This is a genomic window from Kineococcus rugosus, assembly GCF_050871975.1.
Taxonomy (GTDB): Bacteria; Actinomycetota; Actinomycetes; order Actinomycetales; family Kineococcaceae; genus Kineococcus.
This window is the reverse complement of the sequence record NZ_JBJLSJ010000002.1, coordinates 42,387-57,079: the sequence shown is the minus strand read 5'-3', so window position 1 is coordinate 57,079 and position 14,693 is coordinate 42,387. Positions and strand designations below refer to the sequence as shown.

Below are 14,693 nucleotides of genomic sequence, written 5' to 3'. Positions count from 1 at the left end.
GTACCGAAGATCGCCCCGAGCACCCCACCGGGTTCGCCGGTCCCCCGCCACCACCGGGCCGTACCCGTGCCGGGAGGCGGGACCGGGTGCATCATGGGGGCGATGGCTGCGCACACGAACAGGGTGACCGGTGGTCCCGTGGGCCCGGGCACGTCCGACGAGTACGAGTACCGCGTCCTGACGCTGTCGCGGGAGACCTCGCGCTCCCAGGCCCGTCAGCTGCTCACCGAGCACGCCGAGTACGGCCGGTGGGAGCTGGCGCGGGTGCGCCTGTACATGGGGGGCAGCCGCAAGGTGTGGTTGCGGCGGAAGATCATCCGGGTCGCACGCACCGCCTGAGCGGCCTACGGTCGCAGGTCGTGGACATCTTCCGGACCAAGAGCGTCGAGGACGCGATCGCGACCACCGACGAACCGGGGCACCGGCTGCGCAAGACGCTCGGGGCCTGGGACCTGACGGTCTTCGGCGTCGGCGTCATCATCGGCACGGGCATCTTCGTCCTGACCGGTGAGGCGGCCGGGACCCGCGCCGGGCCGGGGGTCGCGATCTCCTTCGTCGTCTCCGGCGTCGTGTGCGCCCTCGCGGCGCTGTGCTACGCCGAGTTCGCCTCCACCGTGCCGGTCGCGGGGTCGGCGTACACGTTCTCCTACGCCAGCCTCGGCGAGGTCGTCGCCTGGATCATCGGCTGGGACCTCATCCTGGAGCTCGCGCTGGGCGCCTCGACGGTCGCGGTGGGCTGGTCCAGCTACGCCGCGGACCTGCTGGGGTCGACGCTGGGCCTGGAGGTGCCGGCCTGGCTGTACTCCGCCTCCCCCTCCCCGACGCAGCCGAACCTCATCGCGGCGGCGGTCATCCTGGTCCTGACGGCCGTGCTGTGCGTGGGCACGAAGACCTCGGCCCGGTTCAACACCGTCGTCGTGGCGGTCAAGCTCCTGGTCGTCGGGATCGTCATCGTCGCCGGGCTGTTCTTCGTGAAGGCCGCCAACTGGTCGCCGTTCGTGCCGCCCACCGGGTCGCCGAGCGCGTCGAGCACCCCGGCCGACCCCGCGCTGTGGCAGGACCTGGGGGTGCCGTTCGGGACGTTCGGGGTCGGCGGGGTGCTCACCGCCGCCGCGCTGGTGTTCTTCGCCTTCATCGGCTTCGACATCGTCGCCACCGCCGCGGAGGAGACGAAGAACCCGCAGCGCGACGTGCCCCGCGGCATCTTCGGGTCCCTGGCGATCTGCACGCTGCTGTACGTGGCGGTGTCCCTGGTGGTGACGGGGATGGTGCGCTACGACGAGATCTCGGTGGAGGCGCCGCTGGCGAACGCCTTCCGGTCGGTGGGGGCGGACCTGGTGGCCACGCTCATCAGCGTGGGCACGGTCGCCGGGCTGCTGACGGTCATGATGATCCTGATGCTGGGGCAGAACCGGGTCCTGTTCGCGATGGCCCGGGACCGGCTGGTGCCGGCGTGGTTCTCGAAGGTCGACGACCGCACGGGGGTCCCGGTCCGGATCACGGCGGTCACCGGGGTCGTCGTCGCGGTGGTCGCGGCCGTCACGCCCATCTCCGACCTGGCCGAGATGGTGAACATCGGGACGCTGTTCGCGTTCGTGCTGGTCTCGGTGGGGGTCGTGGTGCTGCGCCGGACCCGCCCGGACCTGCCGCGGGCGTTCCGCATGCCGTGGGTGCCGGTGCTGCCGGTCGTCTCGGCGGTGGCGTCGTTCGTCCTCATGGGGTTCCTGCCGGCCCAGAGCTGGGTGCGGCTGGGGATCTGGATGGCGCTGGGGCTGCTGGTCTACCTGGCCTACGGCTACCGGCACTCCCGCCTGGCGCGCCGCGCGGGCTGACCGCTCCCCCGCCGCGGGACGGGAATGGATCGCGGTGCTGTACGCTTCAAGCAAGTACATGCAAACGCATGGACTTTGCGAGGAGGACGTCATGCAGTTCGGGATCTTCACCGTCGGCGACGTGACGACCGACCCCACCACGGGCCGGACGCCGACCGAGGGCGAGCGGATCAAGGCGATGATGACCATCGCCGAGCACGCCGAGCAGGTCGGGCTCGACGTCTTCGCCACCGGTGAGCACCACAACCGGCCCTTCGTGCCCAGCTCGCCCACGACGATGCTCGGCTACCTCGCCGGCCGCACCAGCAAGCTGGTCCTGTCCACGTCGACGACGCTCATCACCACGAACGACCCGGTGAAGATCGCCGAGGACTTCGCGATGCTCCAGCACCTGTCCGACGGCCGCGCCGACCTCATGCTGGGCCGCGGGAACACCGCCCCGGTGTACCCCTGGTTCGGCCAGGACATCTCCAAGAGCGTCGAGCTGACCATCGAGAACTACTCCCTGCTGCGGCGCCTGTGGGACGAGGACGTCGTCGACTGGGAGGGCGAGTTCCGGGCCCCGCTGAAGGGCTTCACCTCCACCCCCCGCCCGCTCGACGGGGTGGCCCCCTTCGTGTGGCACGGCTCGATCCGCACCCCGCAGGTCGCCGAGATCGCCGCCTACTTCGGGGACGGCTACTTCGCGAACAACATCTTCTGGCCCAAGGAGCACTACATCCGGCTCATCGAGCTGTACCGGCAGCGGTACGCCCACTATGGGCACGGCACGCCCGAGCAGGCCATCGTCGGGCTCGGCGGGCAGGTGTTCATGCGGAAGAACTCCCAGGACGCGGTGAAGGAGTTCCGCCCCTACTTCGACAACGCCCCCGTCTACGGGCACGGGCCGTCGCTGGAGGAGTTCACCCGCCAGACCCCGCTGACCGTGGGCTCGCCCGAGCAGGTGATCGAGAAGACGCTCACGTTCCAGGAGTTCTTCGGCGACTACCAGCGGCAGATGTTCCTCATGGACCACGCCGGGCTGCCGCTGAAGACGGTCCTGGAGCAGCTCGACCTGCTCGGTGAGCACGTCGTGCCGGTGCTGCGCCGGGAGTTCGAGTCGCGCCGGGCGGCCGGGGTGCCCAGCGACCCGCCCTCGCACACCTCCCGGGTGGCGGCGCGGCTCGCCGCGCAGGACGCCCTTGTCTGAGGGGCGCACCCGCGCGGCGGTGGACGCCTGGGAGTCGGTGTTCCGGCTCCAGGCGACCCTGCTGCGCCGGTTCGCGGCGCAGGACGTCTGGGGCGGGCTGAGCGTGCGCGAGTACGACGTGCTCTACACGCTCGCCCGCTCCGGCGGCCGGTGCCGCCTGGGCGGCCTCAGCGGGGAGGTCTACCTGCCGCAGCCCTCGCTGAGCCGGCTCGTCGACCGGCTCGCCGCGCGCGGGCTGCTGACCCGCGAGGCCGACCCCCGCGACGGCCGCGGCGTCGTCGTCGTGCTGACCGCCGAGGGCGCCGCGCTGCAGCGGGAGGTCGGCGGCCGGCACGCCGCGGGCATCGCGCAGGAGTTCGCCGGACTCTCGGCCGACGAGCTCGCCGAGCTCACCCGGCTGTGCCGGGCCGTGCTCGGCGGGTGACTCACCCCAGGGCCCGGACCACCTGGTCGTCCGGGGGGTTCGCGAACTGCTCGACCGGGACGAGCCCGCCGGCGATCGCCTCGACGGGGACGTGGGAGCGGACCTGGTGGGAGGCGGTCCCCGGCGGGGCACGGTGCGCGGCGGGGGGTGGTGCGACGAACTGCGACGCTCGGCGGCTGCCGCGCGGACGGTGCGCCCCCGGGTCACCGTCGGTCGAGCAGCCGACGCCGTTCCCGGTGCCGCTCACCGGGAGGACCCGGCCGGGTTCTCGGCCCGCCGCCGGCGCAGGTGCCCGCGCCGCGAGGTCGTCAGCGGATGAGGTCCCCGGCGGTCGCGTCGTCCTCGCCGGTGCCGTGGCGGTGCAGGTCGGCGTACCGGCCGCCGAGGGCGAGCAGTTCGCGGTGGGTGCCCCGCTCGACGATCCGCCCGGCCTCGAGGACGAGGATCTGGTCGGCGCTGCGGACGGTGGACAGCCGGTGGGCGATGACGATCGCGGTGCGGCCCGCGAGCGCCTCGTCGAGGGCGGCCTGGACGGCGGCCTCGGAGGCGTTGTCGAGGTGGGCGGTGGCCTCGTCGAGGACGACGACGCGGGGGTGGGCGAGCAGGAGCCGGGCGATGGTGAGGCGCTGGCGCTCCCCGCCGGAGAAGCGGTAGCCGCGTTCGCCGACGACGGTGTCGAGGCCGTCGGGCAGGGCGGCGACGAGGTCGGTGAGGCGGGCGCGGCGCAGGGCGTCGTGCAGGTCGTCGTCGGTGGCGTCGGGGCGGGCGATGCGCAGGTTGGAGCGCAGGGACTCGTGGAAGAGGTGGCCGTCCTGGGTGACGACGCCGACGGTGCGGCGCAGGGACTCGGCGGTGAGGTCGCGCACGTCGTGGCCGCCGACGCGGACGGTGCCGGTGTCGACGTCGTAGAGGCGGGCGAGGAGCTGGGCGAGGGTGGACTTGCCGGCGCCGGAGGAGCCGACGATGGCGACGACCTGGCCGGGTTCGACGCGGAAGGTGACGTCGTGGACGACGGGGACGCCACCGCGGGCGTCGAGGGTGGCGACGTCCTCGAGGGAGGCGAGGGAGACGTCGGTGGCGGCGGGGTAGGCGAAGCCGACGTGGTCGAACTCGACGCCGGCGGGTCCGTCGGGCAGGGCGTGGGCGTCGGGGCGTTCGCGCACGAGGGGGACGAGGTCGAGGACCTCGAAGACGCGGTCGAAGCTGACGAGGGCGCTGGTGACGTCGGCGCGGGCGCTGGCCAGGGCGGTCAGGGGTGCGTAGAGGCGGGTCAGCAGGAGGGCGAGGGTGACGATGCTGCCGGCGTCGAGGGTCCCGGCGAGGGCGGCGAGGCCGCCGACGCCGTAGACGAGCGCGAGGGCGAGGGCGGAGACGAGCGTCAGGGCGGTGACGAACACGGCGCGGCGCACGGCGGTGGTGACGCCGATGTCGCGGACGGCGCGGGCGGCGGCGGCGAAGGCGCGGGACTCCTCCTCGGGGCGGCCGAAGAGCTTGACGAGGGTGGCGCCGGGGGCGGAGAAGCGCTCGGTGGTCTGGTTGATCATCGTGGCGTTGAGGTGGGCGGCGCGGCGGGCGAGCAGGGCCAGGCTGCGGCCGAAGCGCCGGGCGGGCACCAGGAAGACCGGCAGCAGGACGAGGGCCAGGGCGGTGATGCGCCAGGAGATGCCGATCATGACGGCGGCGGTGAGGGCGACGGCGACGACGTTGCTGACGATGCCGGAGAGGGTGTCGCTGAAGGCGCGCTGGGCGCCGAGGACGTCGTTGTTGAGGCGGCTGACGAGGGCGCCGGTGCGGGTGCGGGTGAAGAAGGCGACGGGCATCCGCTGGACGTGGTCGAAGACGCGGGTGCGCAGGTCGAGGATGAGGTCCTCCCCGAGGGTGGCCGACCACCAGCGGACGAGGAGGCCGAGGCCGGCTTCGGCGAGGGCGACGGCGGCGATGAGCAGGGCGAGGGTGACGACGAGGTCGCGGTCGCCGGTGGTGACGGCGTCGACGGCGCGGCCGGCCAGGACGGGGGTGGCGACGGCGAGGACGGCCAGGACGGTGCTGCCGAGGACGAAGAGGCCGAGCAGGCGGCGCCGTTCGCGGGCCATGGCCAGGACGCGGCGGGGGGTGCCGGGGCGGAAGGGCGCGGCGTCGGGGGCGGACACGGCCTTCCAGAGGGCGGAGTGGGCGACGTTCTCCATGCTCATGGCGTTGACCTCATGGGGTGACGCTAGGTGCTGCAGCGCGCTGGAGGTCGAGGGGGCGGGGCGTCGCGGCGCCGAGCCGCGGTGCGGGGTGGGGACACTGGGGCGGTGATCTCGTGGTGGCGGCGGGCCGGGGTGCGGGTGCGGTCGACGGTGGCGGCGACGGCGCTGATGGGGGTGCTGCTGCTGGCCGGGTCGGGTCTGGGTCTGGTGCTGCTGCGGTCGGCGCTGCTGGCGGTGGACGCGGAGAGCGGCGGGGTGCAGGCGCGGCTGGTGCGGCTGTCGGTGACGGCGGAGGCGCTGGGGGGCCGGCCGGACGCGGCGTTGCGGGCGGCGGTGGGCGCCGACGCGGACCGGGGGTCGCACGTGCAGGTGCTGGCGCAGGACGGGTCGGTGGTGGTGGCGAGCGCGGCGCTGGCGGGCCGGGGGGCGCTGACGTCGTTGCGGCCGGCGACCTCGGAGCTGGTGCGGGAGACGGTGGACCTGCCGCAGCTGGGGCGGCCCGGGCCGTGGGTGGTGTCGGTGGCGGGGGCGTCGGTGGAGGGCCGGCGGTTCTGGGTGGTGGCGGCGGAGTCGACGGCGGACGCGCAGCGGGTGCTGGGGGTGGCGGCGGCGGCGCTGGGGGTGGGGTCGGCGGTGGTGGTGGCGTCGGTGGCGCTGCTGACGTGGACGTTCGTGGGGCGGTCGTTGCGGCCGGTGGAGGCGATCCGGTCGACGGTGCAGGGGATCTCCTCGCGCGGTCTGGACGGGCGGGTGCCGGTGCCGGCCGGTGAGGACGAGGTGGCGCGGCTGGCGGTGACGATGAACGGGATGCTGGCGCGGCTGGAGGCGGCGCAGCGGGCGCAGCGGCGGTTCGTGGCCGACGCCAGCCACGAGCTGCGCTCGCCGGTGGCGACGTTGTCGGCGGCGGCGCAGGTGTGGTCGCGGGCGGGGGGCGTGGACCGGGGGTTCACGGAGCTGGTGGGGTCCGAGAGCGCGCGGCTGGAGGCGCTGGTGGGTGACCTGCTGCTGCTGGCGCGGGCCGACGAGGGGCGGCTGGCGGCCGGTCCGGTGGGCGAGGTGGACCTCGACGAGGTGGTGGAGGTCGAGGCGGCGCGGGTGCGGGCGGTGTCGGGGTTGCCGGTGGCGGTCTCGACGGTGCCGGTGCGGGTGCTGGGGGACGCGGCGGCGCTGGCGCGGGTGGTGCGGAACCTGGTGGACAACGCGGTGCGGCACGCGGGGTCGGCGGTGGAGCTGGCCGTGGGCCCGGAGGTGGTGGACGGGGCGTCGTGGGCGGTGGTGACGGTGGCCGACGACGGCGCGGGGATCCCGGTGGCCGACCGGGAGCGGGTGCTGGGGCGGTTCGTCCGGCTCGACGACAGCCGGCAGCGGGGTGCGGGCGGCCCGGGCGGCCCGGGCGGCACGGGGCTGGGGCTGGCGATCGTGGCGGAGGTGGTGGCCGCGCACGCGGGGCGGGTGGTGGTCGGCGAGCGCGCGGGCGGGGGCGCGTCGGTGCGGGTGCTGCTGCCGGTGGGGCCGGCGGAAGGACCGGCGGCGGGGCCGGGTCAGCCGCCGTCGGCGGCGAGCCGGTAGCCGGCGCCGCGGACGGTCTGCAGGGCGTTGCGGCCGTACGGGATGTCGATCTTCCTGCGCAGGTAGCGGATGTAGACCTCCACGACGTTGGGGTCGGTGACGACGGTGGTGTCCCAGACGGCGTCGAGGAGGTCCTGCTTGGACAGGACGTCGTCGCGGTGGCGCAGGAGGTGCTCGAGGAGGGCGAACTCGCGGGTGGTGAGGGTGATCTCGACGTCGCCGCGGTGCACGCGGCGGGTGCCGGGGTCGAGGGTGAGGTCGCCGGCGGTGAGGACGACGGGGCGTTCGGGGGCGCCGCGGCGGTGCAGGGCGCGCAGGCGGGCGAGCAGGACGGGGAAGGAGAAGGGCTTGGTGAGGTAGTCGTCGGCGCCGAGGTCGAAGGCGTCGACCTGGTCGTACTCGCCGTCCTTGGCGGTGAGGACGAGGACGGGGGTCCAGACGCCGGCGGCGCGCAGGTCGCGGCAGACCTCGTAGCCGTTGCGGCCCGGGAGCATGAGGTCGAGGACGAGGACGTCGTAGGCGCCGGTGAGGGCGCGCTGGTAGCCGGTGCGGCCGTCGTGGGCGACGTCGACGGTGGCGCCCTCGGCTTCGAGGCCGCGGCGGATCGTGTCGGCGAGGAGGGTCTCGTCGTCGACGAGGAGGAGCTTCACGGGTCCTGGTCCTGGGGTCCGGGTGCGGTGGTCAGGTGAGCCCGGCGTCGCGGGCCAGCAGGGCGGCCTGGACGCGGGAGGTGAGGGCGAGCTTGGTCAGGAGCCGGGAGACGTGGGTCTTGGCGGTCAGGGGTGAGATGCGCAGGTGGGCGGCGAGGTCGGCGTTGGACTGGCCGCGGCCCAGGCAGCGCAGGACGTCGAGCTCGCGGTCGGTGAGGGTGGACAGGTCCGCGGCGGGCCGGGGCCGGGGGGCGGCGCTGTAGGCGTCGAGGAGGGTGCGGGTGACCTCGGGGGCCAGGACGCCCTCGCCGGCGGCGACGCGCCGGACGGCGTCGGTGAGGGTGGGGCCGTCGGCGGTCTTGAGCAGGAAGCCGGCGGCGCCGGCGCGCAGGGCGGCCAGGACGAGGTCGTCGAGGTCGAAGGTCGTCAGGACGAGCACGTCGGCGAGGTGGTCGCGGACGATGTCGCCGGTGGCGGTGACGCCGTCGGTGCCGGGCATGCGCAGGTCCATGACGACGACGTCGGGGCGCAGCGCGCGGGTCAGGGCCACGGCGGCGGCGCCGTCGGCGGCCTCGCCGACGACGTCGAGGTCGGGTTCGGCGGTGAGGATCATCCGCAGCCCGGTGCGGACGGCGGTGTGGTCGTCGGCGAGCAGGACGCGGACGCTCACGTCGGGACCACCGGGACCGCCGGGACGGGGCGGGCCGGGACGGGCGGCGCGGTGGGCGGGGGCAGCACGACCTCGACGCGCCAGCGGTCGTGGTGGGCGGCGGCGGTCGCGGTGCCGTGCAGGGCCTGGACGCGTTCGCGGATCCCCCGCAGGCCGTGGCCGGCGCGCCCGGCGGCGGTGCCGGGGCGCAGCGGGGAGTCCACGCGCAGGTGCACGGCCCCGTCGCGGCGGGTGAGGTGGACGTCCACCGGGCCGGGCGCGGCGTGCTTGCGGGCGTTGGTGAGGGCCTCGGTCAGGACCCGGTGCAGCGTCTGGGCGGTCAGCGGGGGCAGGTCCGGCGGGGCGTCCAGGTCGGCGCGCACGTCCAGGCCGGCGCCGCGGGCGAGGTCGACGGCGGCGGCGAGCGCGGCGGGCAGGTCGTCGGTGCCGGGGGTGGTGGCGACCTCCTCGGCCGCGGCGGGGTCGGCGCGCACGAGGTCGATCATGACGCGCATCTGGTGCAGGGACTCGACGCTGGCGGCGCGGATGCCGGTCAGGACGGTGGTGTCGGTGCCGGTGCGCCGGGCGACGGCCAGGGCGGCCTCGGACTGCAGGGCGATGCCGGACAGGTGCCCGGCGACGACGTCGTGCAGGTCGCGGGCCATGGCGGCGCGCTCGTCGCGGCGGGCGCGGTCGGCGGCCAGGCGGGCCAGGTCGGCGCTGCGCCGGACGTCGCGGGCCCAGAGCAGGGGGATGCCGAGGACGGAGGCGAGGGTGAGGGTCAGGCCGAGGGCGTCGCGGGGGTCGTGGGCCAGGGCGAGCGTCCCGGCGGCCAGGACGGCGACGACGGCGCCGACGCCCAGGGCGGTGCGGCGGGCGGGGGTGGTGAGGGTGTGGGCGTGGTACAGGGCGTTGGTGAGGGCGACGGTGGTGACCAGGGGCAGGCCGGTGCCGGGGGGCAGCAGCGCGTCGGCGGCGAAGGCGGCGGCGGCGACGGCGGCGCTGGTCAGGGGCAGGCGGGTGACGCTGAGCTGGGTGGCGGCGGCCACCGCCAGCGGCAGCAGGTGCCAGGCGGTGCCGCCGGGGGCGCCGGCCCACCACAGGCCGGTGCCCCCGGCGGCGAGGCCGGCGGCCAGCAGCGTCGGGTGTCGCACTCCCCCATCGGACCACAGGTGCCGGTGGGGGGTCGTCCTCCGGACGGTGGGTGCGACGGTCGGCGGCGCGGGGTCGGCGCGGGGTCAGCGACGGGCGCCGGTCCCGGTCCCGGCGCCGGTCAGGTCGACGCGGGAGGTGGTGCGCTGGTGGCGGACGCCGACGGCGACGACGACGGCGGTCAGGACCAGGGACAGGGTCAGCTCGACCCGCTGCCCGGGCAGGATCACCATGAGGGCCAGGACGACGACGATGAACGCGAGCGCGGCGTAGGTCAGCCACGGGAACAGCCACATGCGCACGGCGGGGCGCTCACCCTCGGCGTCCAGGCGGCGGCGCATCCGCAGCTGGCTGAGGGCGATGATCGCGTAGACGACCAGGGCGAGGGCGCCGCTGGTGGCCAGGAGCATCCCGAAGATGCGGTCGGGCAGCAGGTAGTTGCCGACGACGGCGAGGAACCCGACGGCGGTGGAGGCCAGGATCGCCGGGTACGGCACGCCGCGGCCGGAGACGTGGGACAGCCAGCGGGGCCCGTCGCCACGGCGGGAGAGGGAGAACACCATGCGCGAGGCGGTGTAGAGGGCGGAGTTCAGGCAGCTGGCGACGGCGGTGAGGATGACGATGTCCATGATCGTGGCGGCGCCGGGGATGCCGATGGCCTGCAGCGTCGTCTGGAACGAGCCGACCTCGTCCAGTTCCGGGGAGTTCCACGGCACGAGCGCGACGACGACGAAGATCGACAGCAGGTAGAACACCGCGATGCGGCCGATGACGGAGTTCACCGCGCGCCGCACGCCCTTCTGGGGGTCCGGCGACTCGGCGGCGGCGATGGTGACGATCTCGGTGCCCATGAAGCTGAACATCGTGAGCAGCATCGCGGCCAGGACGGCGCTGAAACCGTTGGGCAGGAACCCGCCGTCGAGGCGCAGACCGGGGGTGCCGGAGACGTCGGAACCGGGCAGGACGCCGGTGATGGCCAGGACGCCGACGACGATGAACCCGACGATGGCGACGACCTTGATGCCGGCGAACCAGAACTCGAACTCGCCGTAGTTGCCGACGCTGGCGAGGTTGGTGGCGGTGAGCAGGAGGGTGACGGCCAGGGCCCAGACCCACTGGGGGGCACCGAGCCAGGAGCTGAGGATGTCGGCGGCGGCGGTGGCCTCGACGGGGATGACCAGGACCCAGAACCACCAGTAGAGCCAGCCGACGCTGAACCCGGCCCAGCGGCCCAGGGCGCGGTCGGCGTAGGTGGAGAAGGAGCCGGTGTCGGGCTGGGCGGTGGCCATCTCCCCGAGCATCCGCATGACCAGGACGACCAGGGTGCCGGCGAGGGCGTAGGACAGCAGGACGCCGGGCCCGGCCTCGGCGATGGCGTTCTTGGAGCCGACGAACAGGCCGGCGCCGATGACCCCGGCGATGGAGATCATGGTGATGTGGCGGGGTTTGAGCCCGGTGCCCAGCCCGGCACCGGGTCCGTGACCGGCTCCGGTGGCGGTCCCGGCGGCGCTGCCGGTGGGGTGGTTCGCGGGTCCGTGCTCCTGCACGATGCCTCCTCGCGTCGTGTCGAGCGGTCCGGGATCGGCTCCGGACGGGTGCTCGGGAGTGGTGGGTCTGCCCGGGGCCGGGGGTCGCCCGTCCCGCGGGTGCCGGCACGCGGGTGCTGTCGGCGGCGACCGAGGGTAGCGTCACGGCCCGTGACCCCGCGAACCGTGGCGACCGTGCGTCGTGTCGACCGTGCCGAGATGCTGGCTTTCGTCCGTCCCCGCCACCACGTGGTGCTGACGACGTTCCGGGCCGACGGGCGGCCGCAGTCGTCGCCGGTGACGGCCGGGGTGGACGAGCAGGGCCGGCTGGTGGTCTCGACGTACCCGGACCGGGCGAAGGCGGTGAACGCGCGGCGCGACCGGCGGGGTTCGGCGGTGGTCCTGTCGGACGACTTCGGCGACGCGTGGGTGCAGCTCGACGGCGAGCTGGAGGTCCTGGACGGGGAGGAGGCCGTGGAGCCGCTGGTGGAGTACTTCCGCTGCATCGCCGGGGAGCACCCGGACTGGGCGGAGTACCGGCAGGCGATGCGGGACCAGGGCAAGTCGCTGCTGCGGATGACGATCACCGGGTGGGGCCCGGTGGCCACCGGCGGGTTCCCGCCGCGCCTGGCCGGCTGAGACCACCGGCCGGGCGCCGGGGGCGTCAGCGGTCGTGCAGGTTGGCCTCGACGGCCTGCACGAGGCCGGCGTCGACCTCGACGTGGTGGTCGGCGCGGGCGTGCTCGGCGACCTGGGCGAGGATCTCGGCGCGGTCGGCGCCGGTGAACTCGCGGGTGCAGCCGGGGACGACGTCGCCGCAGCGGAAGGCCTTCACGCGCCCCTCCTCCAGAGGGTCCGGGGCCGGGGTCCGGCCGGGTGGGCGACCGGTGCGGTCGAATGAGCAGGTGCGTGGGCGGGTGCGGCCGGGACGTGCGCCGAGGTCGCGGCCAGGTCCAGGACGAGGTCCTCGAAGCCGACGACGCCCACGTAGCGGCCCGTGCCGTCGGTGCACACCAGCGGGTCGAAGCGGACGGCGCCGCCGCGGGCCACGGCGCGGGCGGCGACCTCGGCCACGGGCGTCTCGGGGGCCAGGGTCGTCTCGACCGGCTCGACGCGCGGCCCGTCCCCGGGGCGGTGCGGGGGCAGGACGATGACGCGGGGCACGTCCTCGGCGTCGACGACGACCACGGGAGCCGGTTCCTCGCTGACCGCGCGCACGGCGCCGGCGACGTCGCGGGCGGTCTTGGTGCGCCGGGCCAGGCGCCCGGCGTGGCGGGGGTGGGGACCGGCGGCGGGGACCGGGGCGCGGGAGGCGTCCAGCAGGTGGCGGGCCGGTGCGGTCAGCGGGTCGAAGTCGTCGCCGGGGCGGGCCAGCAGGAACCCCTGGACCAGGGGGACGCCCATGCCGCGCAGGACGTCGAGCTCGTCGACGGTCTCGACGCCCTCGGCGATGATCCAGGCGTCCAGGCGGCCGGCGCACTCGCCGAGGAACTGCACCAGGGACCGCTTGACGAGGTCGTGGTGCAGGTCGCGGACCAGCTGCAGGTCGATCTTGAGGATGTCCGGGCGCACCACGGCCATCCGCAGCAGGCCCGAGTGGCCGGTGCCGACGTCGTCGAGGGCGACGAGGGCGCCGCGGGCGCGCAGCCGGGTCAGGGGGCCGATGAGGTCGCGGGGGTCGCAGTCGGCGTGCTCGGTCAGCTCCAGGACGACGCCGGTGAGGTCGTGGGCCAGCAGGGCGGCCATGACCCGGTCGTCGGACAGGGAGGTAGGGCTGGCGTTGACGGTCAGGAACGTGCCGGGCGGCAGGTGCGGCAGCCGGGCCAACGCGCAGGTCAGGACGACGAGATCGAGGTCGGCGTCGCGGCCCAGGGCGCGGGCGGCGCGGAACCACTCCTCGGTGGGGACGGCGGAGGGGAAGCGGGACAGGACCTCGTAGCCGGCGACGCGGCCGGCGGCGACGTCGACGACGGGGTGCAGGACCAGGCGCAGCAGGGCCGGGTCGGCGCAGACGGCGTCCAGCCGGCGGTGCCACCGGCCCCGGTGCGTCACCTCACCCACGGCGTTCCACCCCACCCACTGCCTGTCCCCGGTAAAAGGTCACTCCCCGTGGCAACTACCCACCACACCGTGAACGAATCGCTCCCGTGGTGAGAGTGTGCAGATCCGTCGACGTGCCGGGGAGCATATCGGGGTAATCGCATGGTCACCGCCTGCAAGCGGGTGGGAACTCAAGATCGGTTCCGGCGACGTCGATCCCCTGCGGGTGACCCCGCGCGCACCCCACCCCGCCCCCGCCACCGGCCGGCTGGGCCGCGCGCTCGGCCCGGCCCTGCTGCTCACCCTGGCCCCGCTGGTCACCGCGACGCTGCTGGCCGCGCCCGCGAGCGCCGACCCGGCGACCCCGGCGGCGGGGACCGGGCCGCGCACCGCGGCCCAGGCGCGCTCGGAGGCGGCGACCGCGGCGGAGTCGGTGCGGGCGGCGGTGGAGCAGGTCGAGGCGGCCCGGCGGGAGCTGGAACGGTCCGAGGCGGCGGTGGGCACCGCGGTCGGCGCGAGCGTGCAGGCGCAGGTCGAGGCGGACCGGGCGGGCTCGGCGGCGCAGCGCTCGCAGGCGCTGGCCACCCGGCGGGTCCGGTCGATGTACATGGACGCCGGGACCGACGGGGCCCGGCGGGGGCTGGCGCTGCTGTCCTCGGCGGTGGCCGGGGGCGACCCGGCGCTGACGGCGCGGGTGTTCTCGGCGGTGCGCCGGACCGACCGGGTGCGGGTGCGCTCGGAGCAGGACGCCGCGCGGGAGAGCCGGGAGCGCTCGGAGCGGGCGGACGCCGGCGCCGCGCAGGCGGTGGCGGCGGTGCGGGACGTCGCGGCCCGGGTGGAGCGCGCGCAGCGGGCCCTGGGGACGGCGCGCGAGCAGGTCGCGGCGCTGGAGGGCGAGGCGGCGCGGCTGCAGGCCGCGCAGGACGCGGCCGCGGCGGCGCGGGCGGCGGCCCTGGCCCGGGAGCTGGCCGCGGCGCAGGAGCAGGCGGCGGCGGTCAGCGCGTCGGTGGCCGGGCGGGCCGCGGGCGTGCACGCCCGGGCGGTCCCGGCGGACTACGCGGACCTGTACGTGCGGGCGGCGGCGACGTGCGCGGGGATGCGCCCGGCGCTGCTGGCGGCGGTGGGGCAGGTGGAGAGCGGGCACGGGGTGAACACCGGGCCGAGCTCGGCCGGGGCGGTGGGACCGATGCAGTTCATGCCCGCGACGTTCGCCGCCTACGGGGTGGACGGCGGCGGGGACGGGGCGGTCTCGGCGCAGGACCCGGCCGACGCGGTGTTCAGCGCAGCGAAGTACCTGTGCGCCAACGGGGCCGGCGCCGGCCGGGACGCGGAGGCGCGCGCGGTGTTCCGCTACAACCACGCCGACTGGTACGTCGCGATGGTGCAGCGGGTGGCCGACGAGCTGGACGGGCAGGGGTTCGGGGGCTGACCGCTCCCCGCTCCCCCGCCGGCCCCCGCCGGCCCCCGCCG

Annotated in this window: 15 protein-coding genes; 7 read left to right on the top strand and 8 right to left on the bottom strand. The window is 75.6% G+C overall.

All coding sequences use genetic code 11. From position 1 onward, the window contains the following. The first annotated feature begins 102 nt into the window (after nucleotides 1-102). The 4 genes from ACRYM6_RS01305 to ACRYM6_RS01290 all read left to right on the top strand — a co-directional run bounded on the left by ACRYM6_RS01305 (nucleotide 103) and on the right by ACRYM6_RS01290 (nucleotide 3,445). Nucleotides 103-339 carry a DUF5703 family protein gene (locus ACRYM6_RS01305; protein ID WP_432512386.1) on the top strand — a complete coding sequence of 79 codons (237 nt, stop codon included), beginning with the start codon at nucleotides 103-105 and terminating at the stop codon, nucleotides 337-339. A 20-nt stretch (nucleotides 340-359) separates the two neighbouring features. Then, nucleotides 360-1,832 (top strand): amino acid permease, encoded by a 1,473-nt coding sequence (locus tag ACRYM6_RS01300; RefSeq protein ID WP_432540589.1) that lies wholly within the window; start codon nucleotides 360-362, stop codon nucleotides 1,830-1,832. Between the two features lie 91 nt (nucleotides 1,833-1,923). Further along, on the top strand, nucleotides 1,924-3,021 hold the full coding sequence (locus tag ACRYM6_RS01295) for an LLM class flavin-dependent oxidoreductase (protein WP_432540587.1): 1,098 nt from the start codon (nucleotides 1,924-1,926) through the stop codon (nucleotides 3,019-3,021). Next, nucleotides 3,014-3,445, top strand: coding sequence for a MarR family winged helix-turn-helix transcriptional regulator (locus ACRYM6_RS01290; protein WP_432540585.1), 432 nt, complete (start codon nucleotides 3,014-3,016; stop codon nucleotides 3,443-3,445). Before ACRYM6_RS01295 ends, ACRYM6_RS01290 begins: the two co-directional genes overlap by 8 nt. 1 nt (nucleotide 3,446) lies before the next feature. Here the strand turns inward: ACRYM6_RS01290 and ACRYM6_RS01285 are convergent, their stop codons facing one another. Together ACRYM6_RS01285 and ACRYM6_RS01280 are read right to left on the bottom strand one after the other, a co-directional pair. After that, complete coding sequence (locus ACRYM6_RS01285; RefSeq protein ID WP_432540584.1) at nucleotides 3,447-3,692, bottom strand: hypothetical protein; 246 nt, start codon at nucleotides 3,690-3,692, stop codon at nucleotides 3,447-3,449. A 61-nt stretch (nucleotides 3,693-3,753) separates the two neighbouring features. Further along, on the bottom strand, nucleotides 3,754-5,637 hold the full coding sequence (locus ACRYM6_RS01280; protein WP_432540582.1) for an ABC transporter ATP-binding protein: 1,884 nt from the start codon (nucleotides 5,635-5,637) through the stop codon (nucleotides 3,754-3,756). A 105-nt stretch (nucleotides 5,638-5,742) separates the two neighbouring features. Here ACRYM6_RS01280 and ACRYM6_RS01275 point away from each other — a divergent pair, with 105 nt between their 5' ends. Continuing rightward, complete coding sequence (locus ACRYM6_RS01275) at nucleotides 5,743-7,206, top strand: sensor histidine kinase (protein WP_432540580.1); 1,464 nt, start codon at nucleotides 5,743-5,745, stop codon at nucleotides 7,204-7,206. Here the strand turns inward: ACRYM6_RS01275 and ACRYM6_RS01270 are convergent. From ACRYM6_RS01270 to ACRYM6_RS01255, 4 genes are all read right to left on the bottom strand, one after another. Then, nucleotides 7,179-7,856 carry a response regulator transcription factor gene (locus tag ACRYM6_RS01270; protein ID WP_432540578.1) on the bottom strand — a complete coding sequence of 226 codons (678 nt, stop codon included), beginning with the start codon at nucleotides 7,854-7,856 and terminating at the stop codon, nucleotides 7,179-7,181. The two genes, ACRYM6_RS01275 and ACRYM6_RS01270, sit on opposite strands and share 28 nt — an antisense overlap. Before the next feature lie 31 nt (nucleotides 7,857-7,887). Further along, nucleotides 7,888-8,526, bottom strand: a complete 639-nt coding sequence (locus tag ACRYM6_RS01265) for a response regulator (RefSeq protein ID WP_432540576.1) — start codon at nucleotides 8,524-8,526, stop codon at nucleotides 7,888-7,890. Beyond that, the gene (locus ACRYM6_RS01260; protein ID WP_432540574.1) at nucleotides 8,523-9,659 is read right to left on the bottom strand and encodes a sensor histidine kinase; all 1,137 of its coding nucleotides are present in this window, start codon (nucleotides 9,657-9,659) and stop codon (nucleotides 8,523-8,525) included. The genes ACRYM6_RS01265 and ACRYM6_RS01260 overlap by 4 nt, the downstream gene beginning before the upstream one ends. 84 nt (nucleotides 9,660-9,743) lie before the next feature. Next, the gene (locus ACRYM6_RS01255; RefSeq protein WP_432540773.1) at nucleotides 9,744-11,120 is read right to left on the bottom strand and encodes an amino acid permease; all 1,377 of its coding nucleotides are present in this window, start codon (nucleotides 11,118-11,120) and stop codon (nucleotides 9,744-9,746) included. Nucleotides 11,121-11,402: 282 nt separating this feature from the next. On the opposite strand from ACRYM6_RS01255, the gene ACRYM6_RS01250 reads away from it, so the two are divergent. Further along, nucleotides 11,403-11,822: a PPOX class F420-dependent oxidoreductase gene (locus tag ACRYM6_RS01250; RefSeq protein WP_432540573.1), complete on the top strand. Its 420-nt coding sequence runs from the start codon at nucleotides 11,403-11,405 to the stop codon at nucleotides 11,820-11,822. Between the two features lie 25 nt (nucleotides 11,823-11,847). Here ACRYM6_RS01250 and ACRYM6_RS01245 read toward each other — a convergent pair whose 3' ends face one another. Both ACRYM6_RS01245 and ACRYM6_RS01240 read right to left on the bottom strand, forming a co-directional pair. Next, a complete protein-coding gene (locus ACRYM6_RS01245; RefSeq protein ID WP_432540571.1) occupies nucleotides 11,848-12,018 on the bottom strand; it encodes a DUF1059 domain-containing protein in 171 nt (56 codons plus the stop codon). Then, on the bottom strand, nucleotides 12,015-13,244 hold the full coding sequence (locus ACRYM6_RS01240) for an EAL domain-containing protein (protein ID WP_432540569.1): 1,230 nt from the start codon (nucleotides 13,242-13,244) through the stop codon (nucleotides 12,015-12,017). Before ACRYM6_RS01240 ends, ACRYM6_RS01245 begins: the two co-directional genes overlap by 4 nt. Nucleotides 13,245-13,449: 205 nt before the next feature. On the opposite strand from ACRYM6_RS01240, the gene ACRYM6_RS01235 reads away from it, so the two are divergent. Continuing rightward, entirely contained in the window at nucleotides 13,450-14,652 is a 1,203-nt protein-coding gene (locus tag ACRYM6_RS01235) for a lytic transglycosylase domain-containing protein (RefSeq protein WP_432540567.1), read from the top strand. Nucleotides 14,653-14,693: the final 41 nt, after the last annotated feature.

Bases quoted from the DNA above. Each gene is read 5' to 3' on its own strand.
- ACRYM6_RS01305 (WP_432512386.1), top strand. From the start codon at position 103: ATGGCTGCGCACACGAACAGGGTGACCGGTGGTCCCGTGGGCCCGGGC.
- ACRYM6_RS01295 (WP_432540587.1), top strand. From the start codon at position 1,924: ATGCAGTTCGGGATCTTCACCGTCGGCGACGTGACGACCGACCCCACC.
- ACRYM6_RS01280 (WP_432540582.1), bottom strand. From the start codon at position 5,637: ATGAGCATGGAGAACGTCGCCCACTCCGCCCTCTGGAAGGCCGTGTCC.
- ACRYM6_RS01250 (WP_432540573.1), top strand. From the start codon at position 11,403: ATGCTGGCTTTCGTCCGTCCCCGCCACCACGTGGTGCTGACGACGTTC.